Source organism: Streptomyces sp. NPDC057280 (assembly GCF_042668605.1).
In the GTDB taxonomy this organism is placed as follows: domain Bacteria; phylum Actinomycetota; class Actinomycetes; order Streptomycetales; family Streptomycetaceae; genus Streptomyces.
This window is the reverse complement of sequence record NZ_JBHUYR010000006.1, coordinates 192,938-214,273: the sequence shown is the minus strand read 5'-3', so window position 1 is coordinate 214,273 and position 21,336 is coordinate 192,938. Positions and strand designations below refer to the sequence as shown.

Here is a 21,336-nt window from a genome sequence, read left to right as displayed (position 1 = left end):
CCCGAACCGGAGTAGTCCCTGGCTGAGGGGCGTTCTGTCGGCGGATCGCCGAGATCAGTCCACCGGGCCGCTCCTCGCGCTGCGGCGGAGTACTGATCGGGCGGCCGTACGCGGCCGCGCGCTCGCGCAGGGTGTGACCGGTGGCGTCCCAGCCGTGTCCGGCCAACCAGCCCACCGGGTCGTCGGGCATCTCCGAGACCCACATGGACGCCGCCGACCCCGGCACCGCATCCGCGCCGAAGCGCTCGATCACACCGCGCGAGCCCAGCGTCAGCCCCATCCAACTGCCCACGGCGGAAAGCGCGCTGATCCGGGCCAGCAGCAACTCCACGGCGTCCTCGGGCAGATAGATCAGCAGCCCTTCGGCGATCCAGGCGGTCGGCGCCGCCGGATCGTGTCCCGCGGCGGCCAGCGCGCCGGGCCAGTCCTCGCGCAGATCCACCGGGACCGTGATCCGCTCGCAGCGGGCGACGGCCCGCTCCTGGCGCAGCACGGAAGCCTTGAAGTCCAGTGGCACGGAAGTGTCGACCTCGAACAGCCGAGTGCCCTCGGGCCAGTCCATCCGGAAGGCCCGGCTGTCCATGCCGGCACCGAGCAGCACCACCTGCCGCACCCCGGACGACGACGCCTGCCGCAACAGGTCGTCGAGGAACTTCGTCCTGATGACGATGGAGAACGCCACGGCCAGCCGTCGCCGCCGTGCGGCCTCGTCACCGGGCGGCGACGAGGAAGGCCACAGCCCACCGGCGGCGGCGAAGGCCTGCGCCAGCGGATCACGGAACAAGGCGTCCGCCCGCTCGCTCTCCAGGGCCCGCACCCGGGCCACTCCCACCGCAGTGGCCCATACTCCCGAAGGCTGGACCCGCTCCCGTTCATCGGCCACCGCGCCAGCCTAGACGGTCGGTTTCGAGGGGCCCATCAGGCCAGCCAGCCTCACGCACTGCCGGGTTCCCAGACGGAGCAGTCGTGTGCGAAGAGCACTCGGCGTGGGTCGAAGGCGAGGAGCCGTTCAAGCCAGGGCTGGTAGGTGGGAAGGGGCGGTTCGAGGCCGTCCGAGGCGGCTCGGCGGGCGAGCTGGTCCGAGGCGAAGTGCGTTGCGAAGTCGTGTGCCTGACCGGCCAGGATGACAGTGCCGTCGTTCTGCCGGATCACCAGGGACTGGTGTCCTTCGGTGTGACCGGGGGTGGGGATGATCCGAACGCCGGGCCACAGCTCCGCTTCGCCGGTGATCTCGAGGTAGTTGGCGCCGGGGAAGTCGACGAGCGCGTCGATGGTGTAGCCACCTCGTCGGGCGGCGGACAACTCAGCCGCCTGGACCACGATGGGCTTGTCGCGCAGCATGGGGTTGCCGCCACAGTGGTCGAAGTGCAGATGGCAGTTCACCACCAGGGATATGTCGGCCCGGCTGACTCCAGCGGCTGCGAGAGCGGCGTCGAGAGGCCTCCGGCGCGGGCGGTAGTGGGCTTCTGTCTCGGGATCGGCGGTTCCGATACCGGTGTCGAAGAGGATCAGCCCTTCCTCACACTGAGCGAGGTAGGCGAGCACGGGTTCCACGCGTGGCTGCGGGCCCTGGACCTCTGCTGCCGGCCGGACGAAGTAGCCCAGGTCGAGTCGACGTACCACCGTCTTCTTCTCCATGGGGTCATGCTGGCAGGCCGCTGTGGCCCTCCCCGCGTCAACGGGGCCCCGTCGTGCGGGTTGTTCCGTCATGGCTGGAACGACGCTGTCTCCGTCGTACGAGTCCTGTGTTGGACTGTGCAGGACAGTCCGTACGCGACGACGGGTGAACGTGATGCCGCTTGAGGGCGAGTACGAGCCGAGTCCGGCGCAGTGGGTGCGTGAGCAGGTCGAGCTGTACGAGAGTTCGGGCGGTACACAGGGCACGACGCTCTGGGACACGGGCCTGCCCGTCGTCATCGTCACGATGCGCGGGGCCAAGAGCGGCAAGATCCGCAAGATTCCGCTGATGCGGGTGGAGCACGAGGGCCGGTATGCGGCCGTGGCCTCGAAAGGCGGCTACCCGCGCCATCCGGTCTGGTACTTCAACCTCACGTCGGACCCCCGTGTGGAGCTGCAGGACGGGGCCGTACGCCAGAGCATGACGGCCCGTGAGGTGAGCGGCGACGAGAAGGCCGAGTGGTGGGAGCGCGCGGTCGCCGCGTATCCGGCCTACGCCGAGTACCAGGAGAAGACCGACCGCGTGATTCCCGTCTTCGTGTTGGAACCCGCATCCGCGGCGTAGACGGCAAAGAGTCCGGTGGCATCCGCATAGCCCCCTATGACCCGAGCTGGCCCCGGCAGGCCGCCGCTGCCATCGACGCTCTCCGGGCAGCGGTACCAGGGCTGTTCGTGGAGATCGAGCACATCGGCTCGACCGCTGTCCCGGGGCTGGCCGCCAAGCCCGTCATCGACCTGATGGCTGCCGTCCATGACCTCGCGCACGCCGCACCCCATCAGGCGACGCTCGCAGATCTCGGATATCGCCCGCACGACAACGGCATGACCGACCGGCTGCTGTACGTCCGTGCGGCTGACGGCGTCCGCAGCCACATCCTGCACGTGGTGACCCTGGAGAGCTGGCCCACCCGGAACCAGCGACTCTTCCGGGACTACCTGCGCGCCCATCCCGCGGACGCCATCCGATACGCGCGGCTCAAACAGACGATCGTCGCCGCCGGGACGGGGCCAGGTGAGTATGCGCGAGCCAAGACGGCGCTGGTGCAGGAACTCACGGACCGCGCTCGCTCACAACTCGGCCTGCCACCGGTACCCGTGTGGGAGAAACCGTGAGGCTTTGCCGATCTGACGCCGCACTGCCGCCGACACCTGGCGAGCCGAAAACTCGGTTGATCTGAACCCTGGCCCATGAAGACTGGCTGCCGTGCCAGTTGATCTGGTCCCGTTGCGGGGTTCTGGGCCGGACGAGGGGGAGGGCTTGCGGAATGACCATGCATGTTGATCAAGTGGACGTGACCACCGACATCGTGGCGGCCTTGATCGAGGACCAGTTCCCTCAGTGGAGCGGCAAGGCGATCCGACTCCTGTCGTCGACCGGGACCGTCAACGCCATCTTCCGCATCGGGGACGACCTCTGCGCGCGATTCCCCCTGCGTCTGACCGATGCCGCCGAGGCGCTCTCGGTTCTGGAACAGGAGGCCCGGGCGAGCGCGGAGCTGGCACAGGTGTCCCCGTTCCCCGTCCCGGAACCGCTCGCCCTGGGCAAGCCGGGAGCGGGTTACCCCATGCCGTGGTCGGTCCAGACCTGGCTGCCGGGAACGGTCGCCTCCGATACCGACGCGAGCGGATCGGACGCTTTCGCCGCGGACCTCGCGGCCTTCATCGCAGCCCTTCGGAACGCCGAGACGAGGGGACGGCACTTCAACGGCGAAGGTCGCGGCGGCGATCTCGCACATCACGACGAATGGATGGCGAAGTGCTTCGCGGAGAGCGAGGCATTGCTCGACGTGCCCCGCCTGCGGCGGATGTGGAGCCGCTTTCGGGAGCTGCCCCGCACGAGCGCCGACGTGATGAGCCATGGCGACCTGATTCCCGGCAACGTCCTGGTCGCCGGGAACCGCCTCACCGGCGTACTGGACACCGGCGGCTACGGCCCGGCCGACCCCGCGCTGGACCTCATCAGTGCCTGGCACCTGTTGCAGCCGGGCCCGCGGGACGTACTGCGACGGACACTGGCCTGCGACGACGTGGAGTGGGAGCGCGGCAAGGCGTGGGCGTTCCAACAGGCGATGGGCCTCGTCTGGTACTACGCCCAGACCAATCCGCCGATGAGCAGCCTGGGCCGGCGGACACTCGAACGCATCCTGGAGTCGTAACGGCGATCGCGCTCCGATTCGGTGGTCGGCCCAGAGCCGTCATCAGTCGTCATCAGTCGTCATCAGTCGTCATGAGCCGTTGGCGCGCCGGTCGGCCGTCATGGGTGTCACAGTAGGGCCAGGGGCCGTTGCTCGGCCCTTGGACTGCGGCAGCCTGGCCGCACTCATGAACTGGGGGCAGCGATGATCGCGCGCGTAGCCGTATGGGAACCGATGCCGACCGACGATCGTGACTGGGTACTGCAGGCCGCCGCCGGCGTTCCCGGCGTGCACGGCAGCTATCACCTCATCGACCCCGTCACCGGAAACGGACTGAGCATCGCCTTCTTCGAGGACGAGGCCGCCGCCCAGGCCGCGCGAAAGGCGATCGAGCAGCGCGCGCAGGAGATCGGCTGGAACGACGTTCCGCATCCGGCCCCCGCTTCCGCGACCATGTACGAGGTCATCCGCCACGCCTAGCGGGACGGAACTGCGACACCCGGCCTCAGGGACAGAGCCCGGCCCGGAACGTGAACGACACGAGCTGTGCTCGATCGCGTGCGCCGACCTTGGTCATGGCCTGTACCGCGTGCGTCTTCACGGTGAACGGCGACACGGACATCTGGGCCGCGATCTCCTCGTTGCCGAGACCGCTCGCGACGAGGAGGACCACGTCCCGCTCCCGCGGCGTGAGCGCGTCGAAGCGCCGCAGCAGTTCCTTGTCGATCACCGGGGGCGGGTTGTCGGTCATGTGGCCGATGAGCGCGGCCGTCGCGGCGGCGGACAGCGCGCCGCCACCGCCGACGACCTCGGTGATGCCGGCGACGAGTTCGGCGGGGCTCACGGTCTTGCTGAGGAACCCGTTGGCGCCCGCCCGCAGCGCGGCGAGAACGATGTCGTCCTGGTCGAAGGTGGTCAGAACGATCACCCTCAGCTCTGCGGGTGAATGCTCCGCGCGGATCCGGCGAGTGGCCTCGACGCCGTCGATGCCCGGCATCCGGATGTCCATCAGGACCAGGTCGACAGGGTGTTCCCGGAGGTAGGGGGCGACCTGGAGGCCGTCGGAGAGGTCACCCACGACCACGAGGCCCGGGTCGAGCCGGAGCATCGCCCGGATGCCGGCCCGGATCTCGTCCTGGTCGTCGACGATCAGAATCCGCGTCGTCATACGGCGGCTCCCAGGGGGCTGAACTCCGCATGGATCCGGAATCGCCCGCCGTCGCTGTCGATCGTCAGCCGCCCGCTGGAGGACTCGACGCGTTCACGCATCCCCACCAGCCCGAGTCCGCCACCGGAACCGGAAGCCGGACCGGAACCGGAAGCCGAACCGGAACCGGAAGCCGGACCGGAACCGGAAGCCGGACCGGAACCGGAAGCCGGACCGGAACCGGAAGCCGAACCGGCACCGTCCGGCGCATCACTGACGCGGTTCTCGACGGTGACGCAGATCCTGCCGTCGCGCTCACGCACCTCCACCGTGGCCGGCCCCTCACCGTGCCGGTAGGCATTCGTGAGCGCCTCCTGCACGACCCGGTAGACCGTCACACCGACGCTGGGCTCCACGAAACCGGCGGGGAGGACGAGGGAGGACCGGACGTCGAGGCCGATGCTCCGGAACGAGGCGACCAGGCCTTCCAGGCCGCTGAGCGCCGGGGTCGGACGGAGCGCCTCGTCCGGCGCGACGTCGTCTCCGATGCGGAGGAGCGCGAGGATGCGCTGCGTCTCCACGACGACGGTACGGGCGCTGGACCTGGCCGATACGAGGGCCTGCCGGGCGGGCTCGGCGTCTTCCGGCAACCCGATCTCCGCGGCGCCGAGGTGCATGCTCAGCAGCGCGACCTGGTGGCCGATGACGTCGTGAAGGTCCCGTGCGATACGCAGCCGCTCCTCGGTCACCCGCCGGGTGGCCTCGATCTCGCGGGTGGCGATGGCGCTCTCGGCCCGCTCCTCCAGGGTCCGCCAGTGCGCTCGATGGATGCGCAGCGCGGCCCCTGTCGCGCCTCCGGCCACGGCCGAGAAGAGGGCGGCGGCTCCCACGATCGCGCCGCCGCGGAAGCCTCCCACCGTCATGAACGCACCCAGGAAGAACGCCGCCACGACGGCGGTCGCCGCCAGCGGCTGCCGTCCCCTGAACGTGATCGAGAACAGTACGAGCACCGCCATCATCCACACCGACAGCGGGTCGTGGCCCACCGCCGTGACGGCGAAGGACGCCGCGCTCGCCACGACCAGTCCTGCCCACGGACGCCACCACGACAGGGCGACCCCGCCACCGGCCAGGAGCACGGAGAGGGCCGTCGGCCCGTCCGATCCTCGGAGGATCACCGCCACGATCTGGCCGGTGAACACCAGCGCGGCCACCGCATAGGCCACGAGGTGCAGCGCCTCGGGCCGTCGCACCCACAGGGGTGCCACGGGACCGTCGTGATTGTTCTGCGCCTTGCCCATGGCCTGATTCTCATGCACAGGTGCCGCGGCCATGTACTTCGTTCGAAGTACGCAGCCGGTCCCGATGCCTCCGAGACTCCTCATCGAGACGACCGTCTCACACCATCACGATCACCGACGGGACACCCGATGACCCAGACCACCGTGCCTTCGCGTACGACCACGACCACCACGACGTCCTCCGGGCTCCGGTCGCTCCACCTGATCCGAGTCGCCTTCTCCCTGATCTGGGTGGCACTCGTCGGTACGACCTCCGCCTCCCTCGTGTCCACGGACGAGCCCACACCGATCGCGGCCTTGCTGCTCGTCGTCTATCCCCTGTGGGACGTCATCGCCACGCTGCTGGAGCGTCGCCTGGCCGGCACCGCCTCCGAGGATCGTGCCCGCACCGCCAACATGGCGCTCGGCCTCGCCGCCACCGCCGGGATGATCATCGCTGTGTTCTCCACCATCGGGACGACGCTGCTCGTGTTCGGCATCTGGGCCCTGGCCTCCGGAGCGATCCAGCTCATCGTGGCGATCCGGCGCCGGCACACCGTCGGCGCCCAGTGGCCCATGGTCATCAGCGGCGGACTGTCCGTCCTCGCCGGCCTCTCCTTCGCCGTGATGTCCGCCTCGGCGACGAGCGGCCTGTCCTCCGTCGTCGGATACTCGGCCTTCGGTGCCTTCTGGTTCCTCGTCTCCGCCCTCGCCCTGACCATCCGCGGCCGCCGCGAACAGCGGTGACCGTGCCTCCCCGGCATCGGCCGCCCTGCGGAAACACCGCCGACCGCGAGGCACAGCGCCAGGTGCGACGATGCGGGCATGCGTGAGTTGAGCCAGCTGATCGACGTCGAGGAACCGGCCTGGCCGGACATCAGGGACACCCTGGAGGCAAGTCCGGTGTCTGTCGAGGTCCTCCCGCCCGACAAGGACCTGGGCAGGGTGTCGATCCATCAACTCCAGGTCACGGCAAGGTCGTACCTGGGCGCGGTGGTACTGCACTGCGGCGGACTGCTGGTGGACGGCGGATGGCTGCGGGTCTTCGGCAGCCCTGTCGGTGGGGCCGCGCGCGGGACACCGGCCTTCGCTCGCGTGAATCAGTTCCCCGAAGCGTTCGACCCGGAGTGGCGGCCGGAGACCGGTTTGGTGGTGGCGCACGACGTCCTGGGCGGCGTGTTCGCTCTCAACGGCGCGGCTCCTGCCCGCTCCGGCCGTCCCGGTGCCCCCGGCGAGATTGTCTACTTCGCCCCGGATTCCCTTCGCTGGGAGGCCCTGGGTGTCGGTCACTCGACGTGGCTCGACTGGTTGCTGTCGGGGGCGCTCGATGACTTCTACGCCGATCTGCGCCGGCCCGGCTGGAGGGAGGAGGTCCGGGCGCTGAACGGCGATCAGGGGCTGTCGCTGTTCCCGCCGCTGTGGTCTGCCGAGGCGCGCCAGGACATCTCCGCCACCAGCCGTCGTGCCGTGCCCATGAAGGAGCTGCTCGGCGTCGCCCGGGACGCGTGCCGACAGTTCGACGGGGCTGACCCGGGCTTTCTCGGCGCCGTGTGAGCAGGCCGCCCCCTCCAGTCGGCGGGGGCCAGGAAGTGCTGGCCCTTGTCCCACCGTGAGGCGGCGGAGATCATGGCGGCGTGCCACGCCGAGAGAAGCTCCACGACCTGCTGACACGCGCCGGCCTCACGGTCGTGGAGGAAACCCGCCCGGGCAGCCTGTTCCCGCCGGAGGCCGCCTGGCGGACAGCGCGCGGTGTCGCGGCGCCCGACGGGGCGGCCCGCGAAGCGCTCGACGCCGCGTGGTGGGGCCGTCTTCGTGATGCCGACGGCGAGTTCCTGGTCGCCGTTCTCGGACACCGGATCGGGGGCAACGACTCCTGGTGGACCAGGGTCCGCCACACCGGCAGCGGCGTACCGGGGCTGACGGGTGACCCCGGGTTCGTGGCGCTCTCCCTCGACGGGCAGGTGCTGCTGGCGGAGCTGCCCGCCGCGGACGGCACGCGGGTGACCGCCCTGGACCGACTGCCGGCGCGGCTGGAGGAGGCGGCCGAGGCCGCCGGGCACGAGACGGAGGCCGAGCGCGCCGAGGTGTGGGCGGCGGTGCCCGGGCGGCCCGCGTGGCCGCTGCACTGGGCCGAGGGGATCGGGTCCAATCCGGCGGCGACGGACGACCTGCTGATCCGGCTGCTGGATGTGGAAACGGGCTTCCTGCACGGCTGCGACCGGCCCGCCGTCCTCGACGCCGCCGTGGCACACCCGGACCCGCAGGTGCGGTCCAGACCCGCCGACACGTTCCGGCCCAAGTTCACCTCCGATCAGTGGGTACGACTGGTGCGCGCCGAACCGTCGCCGGAGCGACGCGTGTTCTGGGCGGAACGCGCCCGCGTCTGGGGCGCCGAACTCCCCGAGGACCTGTACGACGACCTCCTCGCCGGCCCGTCCCGGGCGCAGGCCGCCGAACTTCCCGGCCTCCCCGCACGGCACCTTCCTGATCTGGCGACCGACACTGACGCCCGGGTGCGGAGGGCGGCGTGTGCCCGGTGGAAGGAGCTCGCCGAGCCGCTGCGGGAGCGGCTGCTGACCGACACCGACCACGCGGTGCGAACCGCCGCACTGCTGGCCCACCACACCGTCCTACCGATGCCCCGCGAAGTTCTCACCGCCCTGCCCGACCCGCAGCAGGCGCTCGAACGGTGCCGTCTCGCACCCGAGTTGGAGGCGGAGCTGGTCAGGGACGGGAGCGTGGAGGAACGTCAGGCGTTGGCGGCCAACCCCACCCTGAGCGCGCCGGGTGTCGCCACGCTGGCGCGGGATCCGCGGGACGGCATCCGCGCCACGGTGGCGCTGCGCCCCGACCTCAGCGAGGAGCAACGCGCCGCGGTGCGCCACGACTTCGACCCGACGTCGATGTCGCACACCCTTGCCTGGGTCGAGGACCTGCACACCGACGCCGACGCGATGCGCCGTCTCGCCGCGTCGTCCCACCCGCTCATCCGTCGCAGTGTGGCCCGAGCCCGGCGTCTCCCGCCGGATGTCGTGGCGCGCCTGGCGCGGGACGAGGACCGGGCGGTCCGCCTGTTCCTCGCCGAATCGTGCGAGGACGCGCCGGGCGAGATGCTGCTGGAGGTCTGGCGCTGGTGGGACGGCAGCTTCAGCCACCCCGGCCGGCCCCGCAGCCACCCCAACTTCCCGCGTGCGGGCCTGCGGCACCACATCAGCGACCCCAGCGGTCGGATGCGTCGCCTGGCACTGGACGACCCGGAGTCCACACCGGCCGACGTCGCGCACCTGGCGCGGGACGCCGAAGCCGAGGTGCGCCGGCGCGCGGCAGAGGACCCCCGGCTGTCACCGGCCGACGCGGTACGGCTGCTCGACGACCCGGCCGCGCACGTCCGCGACACCGTGACACGCAATCCGCGACTGCCGGCCCGCGTCCTGGCAGGACTCCTGCACGACCGCGACACCGCACACACGGCGGTCACCAACCCGGCGATCCCAGCCCCCGTCCTGGACCGCATCCTGGCTGCGGCAGCGACAGCCGTGGCGAAGTTGCCATGACCGTCGCGCATTGCTGTCCGTCACAGATCCACCACGAACGGCGCCCGGCGCATGCAAAAATGCACAGGTCGTTCAACAACGTGGAGAGGGCCTGCCGCCCGCCGCGCCGGGGGAGGGGGAGCCCTGCATGGCCCTGCTGTCGTCGAGCCCGAAGTGGCCCACCCTGCCTGACTACTTCCACGACTGGGCGCTGGTGGACGTGGAGACGTCCGGGCTGAGACCGGGCCGCGACCGGGTGCTCTCGCTGGCGATCCTGACGCTGGACGCACAGGGCAACCGGACAGGGGAGTTCTCCACCCTTCTCAACCCCGGCTGTGATCCGGGCCCGGTACACGTCCACGGCCTCACTCCCGCCCGTCTCGCCGGCGCACCCACCTTCGAGGAGATCGCACCGCAGGTGGGAGCGCTGCTCAGCAACCGCGTCCTGGTCGCCCACAACGCACAGTTCGACTACGACTTCCTGGCTCACGAGTTCGCCCACGTCCGCTCCTGGGTCCCGGTGAGCAGGAGACTGTGCACGCTGGCCCTCAACCGCCTGGTCGGGCCGGCGACGCCCGACCTCAAGCTGGGCACGCTCGCCGCGCACTACGGTGTGCGCCAGGAGAAGGCCCACGACGCGCAGGACGACGTACGCGTGCTCTCCGGCATCCTGCGCGGCTCGCTGAGCGCTGCCGAGCAACTGGGCCTGGCCCTGCCGCTCCTGGAGTGCCCACCGCGCCAGGACTACCGGCCGTACGTGCCCAAGACGCCCTGCGCGTACCGCAATCCGGGTCGGCTCGAGCCGGGTGGGCCGCTGGTGCAGGGGATGAAGGTGGCCATCACCGGGGACACCCGGGTCATTCGTGAGGAACTCGTCGCCCGCTCGGTGGCGGCCGGGCTCAACATGATGACGTCGGTCAGCGGCCAGACCAGCGTCGTCGTCAGCAACGACCCCGGCGCCGGTTCCGCCAAGCTGAAGCGTGCCGCGAACGAGGGTGTCCCGCTCGTGGACGAGCCGACCTACCTGCGCCTGCTGGAGTCGGTGGAGCCGGGCCAGGCCAAGGGCGCCGCCCGGCCGGGCTCCGCCGCGGCGCCCCCTGCCGGTACGCGCACCGCACCGCCGCGCTCCACTGCACACACGCCCGCCGGTACGCGCACCGCACCGCCTGGCTCCACCGCACACACGCCCGCCGGTGCGCCCACCTCGCCGTCCACGCCGGCACCCGCGGTCCCGGCACCGCGAACCGCCCCACCGACAGTGTCCGCCGGCAAGGCCGACCAACCGCTCTCGGGGCGCAGGGTCCTGGTTCTGGGCGGCACCCACGACGAAGCCGTCGAGGCACGCGCGCGTGCCGTCGCCCTGGGAGCCTCCGCGGCGGTCAACCTCTCCGCCAGCGTGTCCGACGTCGTGGTGCTGCCCGGCGGGGAGGCGGACCGGCGCATGAGCCGTATCGCCACGCTTGGCCTGCGCGTGTACGACGCCGACTGGCTGCTCGCGCCGACGACGCCGGCACTGCCCCCGTCGGCCCGGAACGCGGCCGGAAGCCGGCCGGACACGGCGGCGGTCCTGGTCCGAGGCGCCGTCCTCGATCTGACCGACACCGGCACGGCCTGGACGGTGGCCGCCGTGTGGCGCCAGCAGGCCCGGTGCGACGTGGACGTCGTCGCCTTCGCGGTCGACACGTGCGAACAGGTGGCAGGAGACGAGGACTTCGTCTTCTACGGCGCGCCCGAACACCCCGACGGCACCGTGCGGCTCACCGTGGACGGTCCGACAGAGCAGGCCGTCACCGTCGACCTGGAGCGGCTGCCCCTGGAAGTTCACCGGATCGTCGTCGCCGCCGCGATCGACGGCGCCGCGACCTTCGCCGACGTCGGTGCCATCGAGATCACCGCGACCTGCGGAATCGGTGCGTCCCCGACCGCCCGCGCCACCCTCGACGCGGCCACCACGGAGCGCACCATGATCCTCGCCGAGCTCTACCGTCGAGGCGACGGTTGGCGCCTGCGTGCCGTGGGACAGGGCTACGGCCACGGCCTCGCCGATCTCGCTCGCGGTTACGGCGTTGACGTCGCTGACTAGCGGAGGCGGACTCTTGACCGGTGACCCGCAAGGCGGGAACACCGTGACGGGGCTTGGCCGTACGGCGCGGCCTACTCGTCGGCGACGCGGGGTGTCCTCTCGGCCCATTCGTCCTCGAGGATGCTGAACACGTCGGAGTCTCGCCAGCCGTCCCGGATCAGCGCGGTGTGACGCAGACGTCCTTCCCATGTCATGCCGAGCTTGCCGAGAACCCGTGCCGATCCGGTATTCCGTGGCTCGCAGGTCGCACAGATGCGGTGCAGCCGGAGGTCGTCGAACCCTCGGGAAAGGAGTTCCTGGCCGATCGCCGTTCCGATGCCTTGTCCCCAGACTCGAGGATGCACGACATAGGTGATCTCGCCCTGCCTCTGCTCGCGGTTCCGGAGGTGCAGTTCGCCCATGCCGACCACGTCGCCCGCCACGCGTGCTGCATAAGCGAACCGCCGCTGAGGTGAGTGAGCCCAGGCATCGACCGCGGTCGCCACGAATGCGCGGGTTTCCTCTTCGGTGTTCGGTCCCCAGGCCTGGAATCGGCAGACCTGCGCGAGGGAAGCCCAGGCGTGGACAGCTCGCCAGTCCGCGAGCTCGATTCTGCGTAGGACGACCGCATGGTGAGCCACTGTCTGATTCATTCCGGGTAGTGGTGGCGAAGCTGGTTGAGTATGCCCTCGTCGACAGCCCTGACGTCCCACGACGAGCTGTCGAACTCCGTCAGGACGACCACCAGCCTGTCCTCGGCGAACCCGCGTGCTTCAGCATCGATCAACTGAAGGAAGGGGGTGGTCAACGACAACAGTGTCAACGTGTCCATACCGCCGCCGGCAGATCTTCTCTCGATCTCGACACAGCGGGGGTCGACGATCTCGTCGAGTTCAACGCGCCACGTCAGGTCCAGGCCGAAGCTGCCGAGGCGGACGATCAGTTCAGCCAGGGTCACGTAGTGCTTTCCGTGCCAGGCAGGAAACGTGATCCCTTTCATTCCTGCCTCTGCTTCGGCCGTATCGCGTGACAAAGCCCCGCCTTTCATTCGGCCGTGCTCCCGTCCGGCTCATCCCGCTTCTCGAATGGGCGCCCGTGGGTTTCCTGCGCGGCCATGACATCGTCGCCGTACTCGAAGGCCCAGGCGCCGAAGGCGTCGATGGGCGCCAGCAACGACCGGCCCAGAGGGGTGAGTCGGTACTCGACGCGGGAGGGTGCGTCAGGGGATGTCTGCCGGTCGACCAGGCCGTTGAACTGCAGGCGGCGCAGAGTCTCGGTGAGGACCTTGGAGCTGATCCCCCCGATCCGCTCCCGCAGTTCGACCGGGCGGCTCGGGCCGTCGCGCAGGGCCCAGAGCACCACGGCGTTCCAGGTGTTGGAGAGCAGGTCGAAGGCGAGGCGTGCGCGGCAGTCGGCGAGGAAGGCGTCGGTGGTCACGTACCACATGGTGCCCGAACGGCCTTCTAGCTTCGGTGTGAACGGTCGAAGCAGGAGAGGAGAGGGCCGCGTGATGAGAATCGGCGTACTGGGCACGGGCAACATGGCCGACGCGCTCGCCACCCACTGGGTGCGGGCCGGACACGAGGTGGTCATCGCAGGGCGGGACGCACAGCGGGCGCGGCGGCTCGCGGCCCGGATCGGAGGCAGTGCGGAGTCTGCCGGTCTGCGCGCGGCAGCCGAGTCGGCCGAGGTGGTGCTGGCCGCGCTGCCCTTCGGAGCGGGAGTGGATGTCGTACGGGGTCTGCGCGGGGCCCTGGTGGGCAAGGTGTTGCTGGACTGCTCCAATCCGGTCGGGCCGGGATTCCGGCTGCTGACGGACGGCGGCCCTTCAGCCGCGCAGCAACTTGCCGCGGCGGCACCGGGAGCCCACGTGGTCAAGGCCTTCAACCTCTGCCACGAGGACGTGTGGCGCATGCGGCCACCGGTTTTCGACGGCCGACCGCTCGCTGTGCCGGTCTGTGGCGACGATGACGCGGCCCTCGCGCGCGTGCGTGAGTTGGTACGGGACGTGGGCTGTGCCCCTGTGGCCGGCGGCGGACTCGAGCGTGCGGGGCTCCTGGAGGCGACCGCCGCGCTGTTCATCGCCCTGTGGGTCGGAGAGGGAGCGGATGCCCAGGCGATCGCCCCTCCGCTGGCATACGCGGCCGGTCCGCCGAGTCGGCAGGAGGCGGAGGGCGACAGGTAGGCCTTCCGCCAGCCCCTCGTCTTTGCGGCGCGGCGGCCACGCGAGCGCGTATCGCCTGGGTGAGGGATATCTTTCGGTGTGACGTGGGGCGGTTCATGTGCCCCTGATCGGAAGGACCCGATTCTGAACACCCAGCTCGCGGAGACACTGTCCGCGGTCCTGCTCGTACTGGTGCTGGTCTGTGCGGTCGTGCGCCCCTTCGGCTGGCCGGAGGCGGTGGTGGCCGTACCCGCCGCCGGGCTGCTGATCGCCGCGGGGGCGATCCCGCTGGACGACGCGCTGGACGAGGTCGAACGGCTGGGACCGGTGGTCGGTTTTCTGGCGGCGGTGCTGGTACTGGCTCAACTCTGCGATGACGAAGGGCTGTTCCAGGCGTGCGGAGCCTGGATGGCGCGGACGGCGGCGGGCCGGCCGCGGCGGCTGCTGGCGCTGGTGTTCATGGCGGCCTCGGCGATCACGGCCGTGCTCAGCCTGGACGCCACGGTCGTGCTGCTGACGCCCGTGGTGTTCGCCACTGCGGCCCGGCTCGGCGCCCGCCCCAGACCGCACGTCTATGCCTGCACTCACCTGTCGAACACGGCCTCCTTGCTGCTGCCGGTCTCCAATCTGACCAACCTGCTGGCGTTCACGGCGAGCGGGCTGAGCTTCACCCGGTTCGCCGCGCTGATGGTCCTGCCCTGGGTGGCCGCCATCGCCGTCGAGTACGTCGTCTTCCGCCGCTTCTTCGCCTCGGACCTGGACGCCGGAGCGCAGGCCCCTGCCGGCGGGGAGCCACCGCAGCTGCCGATGTTCGCCCTGGTGACCGTGGGGTGCACCCTGGCCGGGTTCGTGCTGACGTCGGTGGTCGGTGTCGACCCGGCGTGGGCGGCCCTGGGCGGTGCCCTGGCCCTCGCCGTCAGGGGCCTGCTGCGGCGCCGTACCACCCCACGGGCGCTGCTGGCCGCGACCTCGGTACCGTTCCTCGCCTTCGTGCTCGCCCTTGGTGTCGTGGTCCAGGCGGTCGTCGACAACGGGCTCGACGAGGCTCTGGGCCACCTGGTCCCCGAGGGCAGCGGGCTGCTGGAACTGCTCGCGCTGGCCGGACTGGCCGCCGTCCTCGCCAACGTCATCAACAACCTGCCCGCGGTGCTGGTCCTGCTGCCGCTGACCGTCCCGTCCGGTCCGGGCGCCGTCCTCGCCGTGCTGCTCGGGGTGAACATCGGCCCCAACCTCACCTACGCGGGCTCGTTGGCCACCCTGCTGTGGCGGCGTATCGTCCACGCCCACGAGGGCGAGGTGGAGCTGAAGGAGTTCACCCGGCTCGGTGTGTACGCGGTGCCCGCGAGCCTGGCCGCCGCCGTGCTGGCACTGTGGGGCTCGCTGGCCGTCATCGGAGGAGGCTGACCCATGCCCATGTCCGTGGTCGTCTGGATCGTCGAGGGCACCTGGCCCGCCTGCGTGGACGCCGCCCGCGCCCACACCGCGGCGGATGCCGAGATCGCCCTGCTGCACGTCACGCCGGCCGACGTCCCGGGCGCGGCACACGGTGCCTTCGCGGGTCTGCTCGGCCGCGGGCACCGCGAGCGCGATCCCGGCACGCGCCTGGAGCGCCTCGCGGCAGCGTCCGCACAGGACTTGCTGCAGTCGGCGGCCGATCGCCTGGGGCGCCCGTCTACGCGGACCGAGCGCACCGGCCGCGTCGAGCGGGAGGTCGTCGCCGCGGCCGAGGGGTGCGACCTGCTGATCCTGGCCCGCGACGGCGACCGTACGCACCTCGGCCCGCACAGTCTCGGCCCCGCCAGCCGCTTCGTCGTCGACCACGCCCCCTGCCCGGTGCTCCTGGTCTGGCCCGAGGCGTCGCCGGACCTGTCCACCATGCCGCCTCCGCCGCCGCGTCCCTGACGCGCAGGGCCCTGCGGAGAAAAATCGGGATGCCGAAACAGGGCGGGCGTCCTTACCCTCGGGCGCATGCGCGCCGAATCCACCTTCCTCAACGTCATCGACGTGGAAGCCACCTGCTGGGACGGGCAACCTCCGCCCGGCTCGGTGAGCGAGATCATCGAGATCGGTCTGACGGTCGTGGACCTGTCGGCACGGCGCCGCGTGTCCCGGCACCGGGTCCTGGTCCGTCCGGTCCGTTCGGCGGTGAGCGGCTTCTGCACCGAGCTGACCGGCCTGACACAGTCCGAGGTGGAACGCGGTGTCACGTTTGCCGAGGCCTGCCGGATCCTCGTCGAGGAACACGGGGCCGGCGAGCGCCACTGGGCGAGCTGGGGCGAGTACGACCGCAAGCAGTTTGCTCGGCAGAGTCAGGCCGACGGGGTGGCCTTCCCGTTCGGCTATCCGACGGAACGCACCCACACCAACGCCAAGGCCGTATTCACCACGGCGTACGGGCTGCGCAGGAAACCCGGCATGAGCCAGGCTCTGCAAATCGCCGGACTGCCGTTGGAGGGACGTCATCACCGCGGCGAGGACGACGCGTGGAACATCGCGGCCCTCGTCCTTGACCTGTTGGACCGCGGGGCGTGGCCCGCCACGGCCGACGTCGTATAGAGGTCGTGCAGAGGTCGTTCCCGCGCACCCGCGGTCACCCGTGCCCGCAGCCCCGAGCCCGTCCCGGCGCGTCAACGCCCGATGTCGTCCAGCGCGGTCAAGTCCTCGTCGGAGAGGGGGAGTCCTGCGCCGGCGATGTTCTCGCGCAGGTGCGCCGGCGACGACGTGCCGGGGATGAGCAGGATGTTCGGTGACCGCTGGAGCAGCCAGGCCAGTGCGACGGACATCGGTGCCGCCTTCGACCGGGCGGCCACCGCCGAGAGCGCCGAGGACTGCAGCGGGGTGAAGCCGCCGAGAGGGAAGTAGGGCACGTACGCGATGCCGTCGGTGGCGAGCCGGTCGATGAGTTTGTCGTCGTGCCGGTGGGCGAGGTTGTACATGTTCTGCACGCACACGATCGGCGCGATGCTCCGCGCCTCCCCGACCTGCTCCTCGGTGGCGTTGCTGACCCCGAGATGACGGATCAGGCCCTGCTGCTGGAGTTCGACGAGTGTCTCGAACGGCTCGGCGAGAGAGCCGGGGCGGGGGCCTTCGGCGTTGCCGAGCCGGAGGTTGACCAGATCGAGCACGTCGAGGCCGAGCGAGGTGAGGTTGTCGTGGATCTGGCGGCGCAGGTCTTCTGGGCGCCGGGCGATGGGCCACCCGCCCTGCGCGTCGCGCGTCGCGCCCACCTTGGTCACGATGCGCAGCGACTCGGGATAGGGATGCAGCGCCTCGCGGATCAACTCGTTGGTGACGCGCGGCCCGTAGGCGTCGCTGGTGTCGATGTGCGTGATACCGAGGTCGACGGCTTCCCGCAGCACGGCCAGGGCGCCCTCGCGGTCGGCCGGCGGCCCCATCACCCAGGGCCCGGCCAGTTGCATGGCACCGTAGCCGAACCGGGTGACGGTCATGTCCCCCAGAGTCCAGGTGCCGCCGGGCAGAGGGAGGGAGCGCGTGCTCATCGAGGTGCCTTTCGTCAGGTGAGGCAGGGGGTGGCGCCTGTCGGCTGCCTGTCTCAGCATTGGGGAGTAACTTCCTGTGGGGAAGTAGGCACTTGAGAGTGCGTAACCAGCCGTTCGGTGAGAGGTGTGAGCCGTTGACGACGATGAAGGCGGCCGAGAAGAGGGCTCAGGCCAAGGTGGAGTTCAACGCGTTCCTCGCGGAGTGCCCCAGCCGACAGCTGCTGGACCGGATCTCGGACAAGTGGGTGGTCCTGATCCTCTGCGCGCTGGGCGGCGACGGCAAAGGCAACGACAAAGGCGACGGCAAACCGGGACCCGCTGGTGGCGCGCGCACAGATGCTCCGAGAGCGCTGCGCTACTCCGAGCTCTCTCGTCTGCTGGCCGGGGTGAGTCAGAAGATGCTGACCCAGACGCTCCGGTCGCTGGAGCACGACGGTCTGCTCACCCGCACCGTGACGCCGACCGTTCCGGTCACCGTCACCTACGAGTTGACCGACCTCGGTCTCTCGCTCCACCACATGACGCGCGGGCTCAGAGACTGGGCGCAGACCCACATGGCCGAGGTCCTCGCCCACCGTGAGAGTGGTGACGGCTGACATCGTGGCGGCGGGCGGGCCACTAGGCTGACCTTCATGGACGCGTTCATGCCGTACCTGATCTTGACCGGTGGCCTTGCCGCAGTCCTGGGATTCTTCACGTGGCTCGCCTCGCGCATCCGCCGTCGCGGTCTTGCGGGTGGCGCCATGAGCGCAGCCCTGGCCTCCTACGAGGAGGCATTTCGCATCACGGCCCACGTCTCGCATGTCGAGATCACGGCTCAGGCGGAACGCAGGGCGCCGCTCCTGTCGCCCGACGATCACTGGGGGCGCAGCCCCGGCGAGACGGGAGGGGCGGGAGCCGAAGGCCGTCCTCCGCTGCGGCCGCGTCCGCGCCGGTCGCGACGGAGTCTCGCCCGCCTCGTCGGTCGTCTCAGGGGCGGTCGCTGACCGCATCCCGCCGGAGCGAGGGCCCCGGCGGGATGCGGCGGTGGGTGAGACGGGGTCAGACGACCGTGCAGGCGGCGCCGTTGAGCGTGTACGCGGTCGGCGCCGCGGTGTTGCCGGTGTGGGTGGCCTGGAACCCGATCGTGGTGGACGCGCCCGGTGCGAGGGTCGCGTTGTGGGAGAGGTTCTTGGCGGTCACCTGGCCGGAGGCGGGCGAGTAGGTGGCGTTCCAGCCGGAGGTGATGGCCTGGCCGCCCGGCAGGGTGAAGGCCAGTGTCCAGCCGTCGATGGTGCTGGTGCCCGTGTTGGTGATGGTGATGTTCGAGGTCAGGCCGCTGTTCCAGGCGCTGATGGTGTCGGAGACGCGGCAGGAGGCGGTTCCCGGCGGTGTCGGGTCGGAGGTCTGGAACTGCGAGAAGAACTTCCACACCTCTCCCGGCACCCAGCTCCTTCCGCTGTCACCGGGGGCTCCGTCCTGCGGGGCGGCGATGTGTCCCTCGTCGAACGCCGCCCAGGCGACCGGGTGTCCGGCCGAGCATCCCGTGTAGGTGGTGACCCGGTGGGTCAGGCTGCCCTGCGCGGGCTCGGGCGGGTTCTGGGGCGTGCAGCCGTTGTTCTGGACGAACTTGTCCCGCATGGCCCGTCCCCCGGAGATGCTGAGGACGTTGTCCCTGAGTCCGTGGATTCCGAAGTAGGCGATGGGCTGGGTGCCGCCGCTGCACCCGCTGAGCTGTCCGCCGCTCTGCACCGCGACGGCGCGGAAGACGGTGGCACGGGAGCAGGCGAGGGAGTACGACATGGCGGCGCCGTAGCTGAAGCCGAGGGCGAAGCGCTGGGTGGTGTCGACGCAGAGGTCCGCCTCGATCCGGCGGATCATGTCGTCGACGAAGGTGATGTCCTCCCCGCCGGAGTTGGCCCAGCCGTTGTTGAGGCCTTGCGGTGCGACGAAGATGGCGCTGTTGTTCGCCAGCCGCTGGAGCCCGTAGTAGGCCCAGGTCCCCGTCTCCACGGTGCGGCCGGTGGCCACGTCCGTGGAGGTGCCGCCCAGCCAGTGGAAGCCGAAGATCAGCCGGTAGCCGTGGTCACGGTCGTAACCGTCCGGGACGCGCAGGATGAAGGTGCGGTTCTTGCCGCCGCTCTGGATCGTGTAGGTGCCGCTCGTCAGGGTGGGGGTCTTGCCGCAGCCGGAGCTCGGGGCAGCGGCGCCGTCGCCTGCGGCAGCCGTGCCGGAGGCCGTGAGCGGGGTGTGCTCGCCCCGGCCGAGGCCCAGTGCGGTGCCGCCCGCGCCCAGGACGGCCAGCACCGCGATCAGGGCGGGCCATAAGAGGAATCTTGTCCTTGTCATCGTGCAACTGCCCTTCTGCGAGTTTCGCGAGGACGTGCTCGCCCCGGTCACCGCGGTGCCGTCACGGTGCTGCCCGGGGCGAACTGCCACCAGTTCATGTTGAGCAGATAGCCGCTGCCGCCGGTGAACCGCAGATACAGGTCCTGGGTTCCCGTCGCGCCGGCGACGGGGCAGGTCACCGTCGTCCAGGTCTGCCAGCCACCGGTGGCCGGCACACCGCACCGGCCCACGACCGTCCCGCTCGGCGAACCCAGGCGCAGTTCGACGGTGCCGCCGCTGCTGCCCGAGGCCACACGTGCGGTGAAGGCTGAAGCGCCCGAACCGAAGGCCACGCCCTTGACCTTGAGGTAGTCGCCGTTCTCGATCCAGCCGACGTTCATACCGCCCTCGCTGGACGGTTCGGTCTCGATCCCGGACCCCCAGGCGATCGTCTCCGCCTCCTGACGGACGTACGGATTGAGCGTGCCGACCTGGGGCGCGCCCGTGCCGGTCATGTTGATCGTCGGGATCGTGCCGTCGGCGTTGTAGGAGAACCTCTCCACCGCGACCGAGCGGGTATAGCCACCGCCGCCCGGGAGCGCGCCGTTGTGGTAGAAGAAGTACGAATTGCCCTTGAAGTCCACGATCCCCGGGTGGTTGGTGAAGCTGCTGCCCTGCGTGGGCATGACCGTCCCGCGGTAGGTCCAGGGCCCGGTCGGCCCGGGCGCCGTGGAGTAGGCGATGAACTCCGAGCAGCACTTGGCCGCGAACACCATGTAGTACAGGCCGTTGCGCTTGTAGACCCAGGGTCCCTCCTCGTACAGCGTGGGACGGTTGGGGTCACCGGTGCGGGTGCCGAAGCCCGCGGTGGTGAGCGGGATCCTGGTGACGCCGCCCGAGTAGGAGGTCATGTCGGTGTTCAGCCGGACGTACGACAGATTCGGGTTGCCCCAGTACAGGTACGCCTGGCCGTCGTCGTCGATGAAGACGGTCGGGTCGATCTCGCCGTTCTCCACCAAGGGGCGGCCGAGGGCGTCCCGGAACGGGCCGGTGGGGCTGTCCGCGACGGCCACACCGATGGCCATCCGGCCGGTCGCCCGGTTCTTCACGGGCACGTACCAGTAGAACCGGCCGTTGCGTTCCACGGCCTGCCCCGCCCACGCGTCGGCGGACGCCCAGCTGAAGGTGGTCAGGCTGAGCGGTGAGCCGTGGTCGGTCCAGTTGACCATGTCGGCGGAGGACCACACCCGCCAGTCCTTCATGGTGAAGTAGGTGGAGCCGTCCTCGTCGTGCCCGGTGTAGAGGTAGACCCGTCCGTTGTGGACCAGTGGGGCCGGGTCTGCGGTGTAGACGTGCTGGACGATGGGGTTGTCGGCCCGGGCCGCGGTGGGCTGCACCGCGGCGGGTACGACGGCGAAGGCCAGCAGGAGGCCCAGGGTCCAGGCGACTGCCCGGGTGAGTCCAGTGCTGGGTAACGACCGAGCCGGGGTCATCGTGGCCTCCGGAGGATGCTGGCGGACGGGTGCGCTGG

The 21,336-nt window shown here is 70.5% G+C and carries 23 protein-coding genes and 1 pseudogene; 14 read left to right on the top strand and 10 right to left on the bottom strand.

Going from position 1 to position 21,336, the window contains the following annotated elements; all coding sequences use genetic code 11:
* Nucleotides 1–37: 37 nt before the first annotated feature.
* Nucleotides 38–883, bottom strand: a pseudogene (locus tag ACFUO4_RS31020) (class I SAM-dependent methyltransferase); the annotation flags it as partial.
* A 50-nt stretch (nucleotides 884–933) separates the two neighbouring features.
* A complete protein-coding gene (locus ACFUO4_RS31015) occupies nucleotides 934–1,638 on the bottom strand; it encodes an N-acyl homoserine lactonase family protein (protein WP_383491068.1) in 705 nt (234 codons plus the stop codon).
* A gap of 154 nt (nucleotides 1,639–1,792) precedes the next feature.
* On the opposite strand from ACFUO4_RS31015, the gene ACFUO4_RS31010 reads away from it, so the two are divergent.
* The 4 genes from ACFUO4_RS31010 to ACFUO4_RS30995 all read left to right on the top strand — a co-directional run bounded on the left by ACFUO4_RS31010 (nucleotide 1,793) and on the right by ACFUO4_RS30995 (nucleotide 4,292).
* The gene (locus tag ACFUO4_RS31010; RefSeq protein WP_383491066.1) at nucleotides 1,793–2,242 is read left to right on the top strand and encodes a nitroreductase family deazaflavin-dependent oxidoreductase; all 450 of its coding nucleotides are present in this window, start codon (nucleotides 1,793–1,795) and stop codon (nucleotides 2,240–2,242) included.
* On the top strand, nucleotides 2,230–2,790 hold the full coding sequence (locus tag ACFUO4_RS31005) for a GrpB family protein (protein WP_383491575.1): 561 nt from the start codon (nucleotides 2,230–2,232) through the stop codon (nucleotides 2,788–2,790). The genes ACFUO4_RS31010 and ACFUO4_RS31005 overlap by 13 nt, the downstream gene beginning before the upstream one ends.
* Before the next feature lie 152 nt (nucleotides 2,791–2,942).
* Entirely contained in the window at nucleotides 2,943–3,833 is an 891-nt protein-coding gene (locus ACFUO4_RS31000; protein ID WP_383491064.1) for an aminoglycoside phosphotransferase family protein, read from the top strand.
* Between the two features lie 183 nt (nucleotides 3,834–4,016).
* The gene (locus ACFUO4_RS30995) at nucleotides 4,017–4,292 is read left to right on the top strand and encodes a hypothetical protein (protein ID WP_383491062.1); all 276 of its coding nucleotides are present in this window, start codon (nucleotides 4,017–4,019) and stop codon (nucleotides 4,290–4,292) included.
* A gap of 25 nt (nucleotides 4,293–4,317) precedes the next feature.
* Here ACFUO4_RS30995 and ACFUO4_RS30990 read toward each other — a convergent pair whose 3' ends face one another.
* On the bottom strand, nucleotides 4,318–4,980 hold the full coding sequence (locus ACFUO4_RS30990; RefSeq protein WP_383491060.1) for a response regulator: 663 nt from the start codon (nucleotides 4,978–4,980) through the stop codon (nucleotides 4,318–4,320).
* Entirely contained in the window at nucleotides 4,977–6,260 is a 1,284-nt protein-coding gene (locus ACFUO4_RS30985; RefSeq protein ID WP_383491058.1) for a sensor histidine kinase, read from the bottom strand. Before ACFUO4_RS30985 ends, ACFUO4_RS30990 begins: the two co-directional genes overlap by 4 nt.
* Nucleotides 6,261–6,389: 129 nt before the next feature.
* On the opposite strand from ACFUO4_RS30985, the gene ACFUO4_RS30980 reads away from it, so the two are divergent.
* From ACFUO4_RS30980 to ACFUO4_RS30965, 4 genes are all read left to right on the top strand, one after another.
* Nucleotides 6,390–6,986 (top strand): DUF308 domain-containing protein, encoded by a 597-nt coding sequence (locus ACFUO4_RS30980; RefSeq protein WP_383491056.1) that lies wholly within the window; start codon nucleotides 6,390–6,392, stop codon nucleotides 6,984–6,986.
* Nucleotides 6,987–7,064: 78 nt separating this feature from the next.
* Nucleotides 7,065–7,793: a DUF2625 domain-containing protein gene (locus tag ACFUO4_RS30975; RefSeq protein WP_383491054.1), complete on the top strand. Its 729-nt coding sequence runs from the start codon at nucleotides 7,065–7,067 to the stop codon at nucleotides 7,791–7,793.
* An 80-nt stretch (nucleotides 7,794–7,873) separates the two neighbouring features.
* The gene (locus tag ACFUO4_RS30970; protein WP_383491052.1) at nucleotides 7,874–9,793 is read left to right on the top strand and encodes a hypothetical protein; all 1,920 of its coding nucleotides are present in this window, start codon (nucleotides 7,874–7,876) and stop codon (nucleotides 9,791–9,793) included.
* 127 nt (nucleotides 9,794–9,920) lie between these two features.
* On the top strand, nucleotides 9,921–11,855 hold the full coding sequence (locus ACFUO4_RS30965) for a TerD family protein (RefSeq protein ID WP_383491050.1): 1,935 nt from the start codon (nucleotides 9,921–9,923) through the stop codon (nucleotides 11,853–11,855).
* 71 nt (nucleotides 11,856–11,926) lie between these two features.
* Here ACFUO4_RS30965 and ACFUO4_RS30960 read toward each other — a convergent pair whose 3' ends face one another.
* The 3 genes from ACFUO4_RS30960 to ACFUO4_RS30950 are packed head-to-tail and all read right to left on the bottom strand — an operon-like array spanning nucleotide 11,927 to nucleotide 13,271.
* Nucleotides 11,927–12,487: a GNAT family N-acetyltransferase gene (locus ACFUO4_RS30960; RefSeq protein WP_383491048.1), complete on the bottom strand. Its 561-nt coding sequence runs from the start codon at nucleotides 12,485–12,487 to the stop codon at nucleotides 11,927–11,929.
* Nucleotides 12,484–12,834, bottom strand: a complete 351-nt coding sequence (locus tag ACFUO4_RS30955) for a hypothetical protein (RefSeq protein ID WP_383491046.1) — start codon at nucleotides 12,832–12,834, stop codon at nucleotides 12,484–12,486. The genes ACFUO4_RS30960 and ACFUO4_RS30955 overlap by 4 nt, the downstream gene beginning before the upstream one ends.
* A 44-nt stretch (nucleotides 12,835–12,878) precedes the next feature.
* On the bottom strand, nucleotides 12,879–13,271 hold the full coding sequence (locus ACFUO4_RS30950) for a winged helix-turn-helix transcriptional regulator (protein ID WP_383491044.1): 393 nt from the start codon (nucleotides 13,269–13,271) through the stop codon (nucleotides 12,879–12,881).
* A gap of 73 nt (nucleotides 13,272–13,344) precedes the next feature.
* Between ACFUO4_RS30950 and ACFUO4_RS30945 the strand changes: the two genes are divergently transcribed.
* From ACFUO4_RS30945 to ACFUO4_RS30930, 4 genes are all read left to right on the top strand, one after another.
* Nucleotides 13,345–14,019 carry an NADPH-dependent F420 reductase gene (locus tag ACFUO4_RS30945; protein ID WP_383491042.1) on the top strand — a complete coding sequence of 225 codons (675 nt, stop codon included), beginning with the start codon at nucleotides 13,345–13,347 and terminating at the stop codon, nucleotides 14,017–14,019.
* Nucleotides 14,020–14,142: 123 nt separating this feature from the next.
* Nucleotides 14,143–15,402, top strand: coding sequence for an SLC13 family permease (locus ACFUO4_RS30940; protein WP_383491573.1), 1,260 nt, complete (start codon nucleotides 14,143–14,145; stop codon nucleotides 15,400–15,402).
* Nucleotides 15,403–15,411: 9 nt separating this feature from the next.
* Nucleotides 15,412–15,900 (top strand): universal stress protein, encoded by a 489-nt coding sequence (locus ACFUO4_RS30935; protein ID WP_383491571.1) that lies wholly within the window; start codon nucleotides 15,412–15,414, stop codon nucleotides 15,898–15,900.
* A gap of 66 nt (nucleotides 15,901–15,966) precedes the next feature.
* Complete coding sequence (locus ACFUO4_RS30930) at nucleotides 15,967–16,554, top strand: exonuclease domain-containing protein (protein WP_383491040.1); 588 nt, start codon at nucleotides 15,967–15,969, stop codon at nucleotides 16,552–16,554.
* A 71-nt stretch (nucleotides 16,555–16,625) separates the two neighbouring features.
* Here ACFUO4_RS30930 and ACFUO4_RS30925 read toward each other — a convergent pair whose 3' ends face one another.
* Nucleotides 16,626–17,498, bottom strand: a complete 873-nt coding sequence (locus ACFUO4_RS30925; protein ID WP_383491038.1) for an aldo/keto reductase family oxidoreductase — start codon at nucleotides 17,496–17,498, stop codon at nucleotides 16,626–16,628.
* A 134-nt stretch (nucleotides 17,499–17,632) separates the two neighbouring features.
* On the opposite strand from ACFUO4_RS30925, the gene ACFUO4_RS30920 reads away from it, so the two are divergent.
* Together ACFUO4_RS30920 and ACFUO4_RS30915 are read left to right on the top strand one after the other, a co-directional pair.
* Nucleotides 17,633–18,094, top strand: a complete 462-nt coding sequence (locus ACFUO4_RS30920) for a winged helix-turn-helix transcriptional regulator (RefSeq protein ID WP_383491036.1) — start codon at nucleotides 17,633–17,635, stop codon at nucleotides 18,092–18,094.
* 36 nt (nucleotides 18,095–18,130) lie between these two features.
* Entirely contained in the window at nucleotides 18,131–18,484 is a 354-nt protein-coding gene (locus tag ACFUO4_RS30915) for a hypothetical protein (RefSeq protein ID WP_383491034.1), read from the top strand.
* Nucleotides 18,485–18,539: 55 nt separating this feature from the next.
* Here ACFUO4_RS30915 and ACFUO4_RS30910 read toward each other — a convergent pair whose 3' ends face one another.
* On the bottom strand, nucleotides 18,540–19,826 hold the full coding sequence (locus tag ACFUO4_RS30910) for a cellulose binding domain-containing protein (RefSeq protein WP_383491033.1): 1,287 nt from the start codon (nucleotides 19,824–19,826) through the stop codon (nucleotides 18,540–18,542).
* A 47-nt stretch (nucleotides 19,827–19,873) separates the two neighbouring features.
* Nucleotides 19,874–21,298 (bottom strand): glycoside hydrolase family 43 protein, encoded by a 1,425-nt coding sequence (locus ACFUO4_RS30905; protein ID WP_383491031.1) that lies wholly within the window; start codon nucleotides 21,296–21,298, stop codon nucleotides 19,874–19,876.
* Nucleotides 21,299–21,336: the final 38 nt, after the last annotated feature.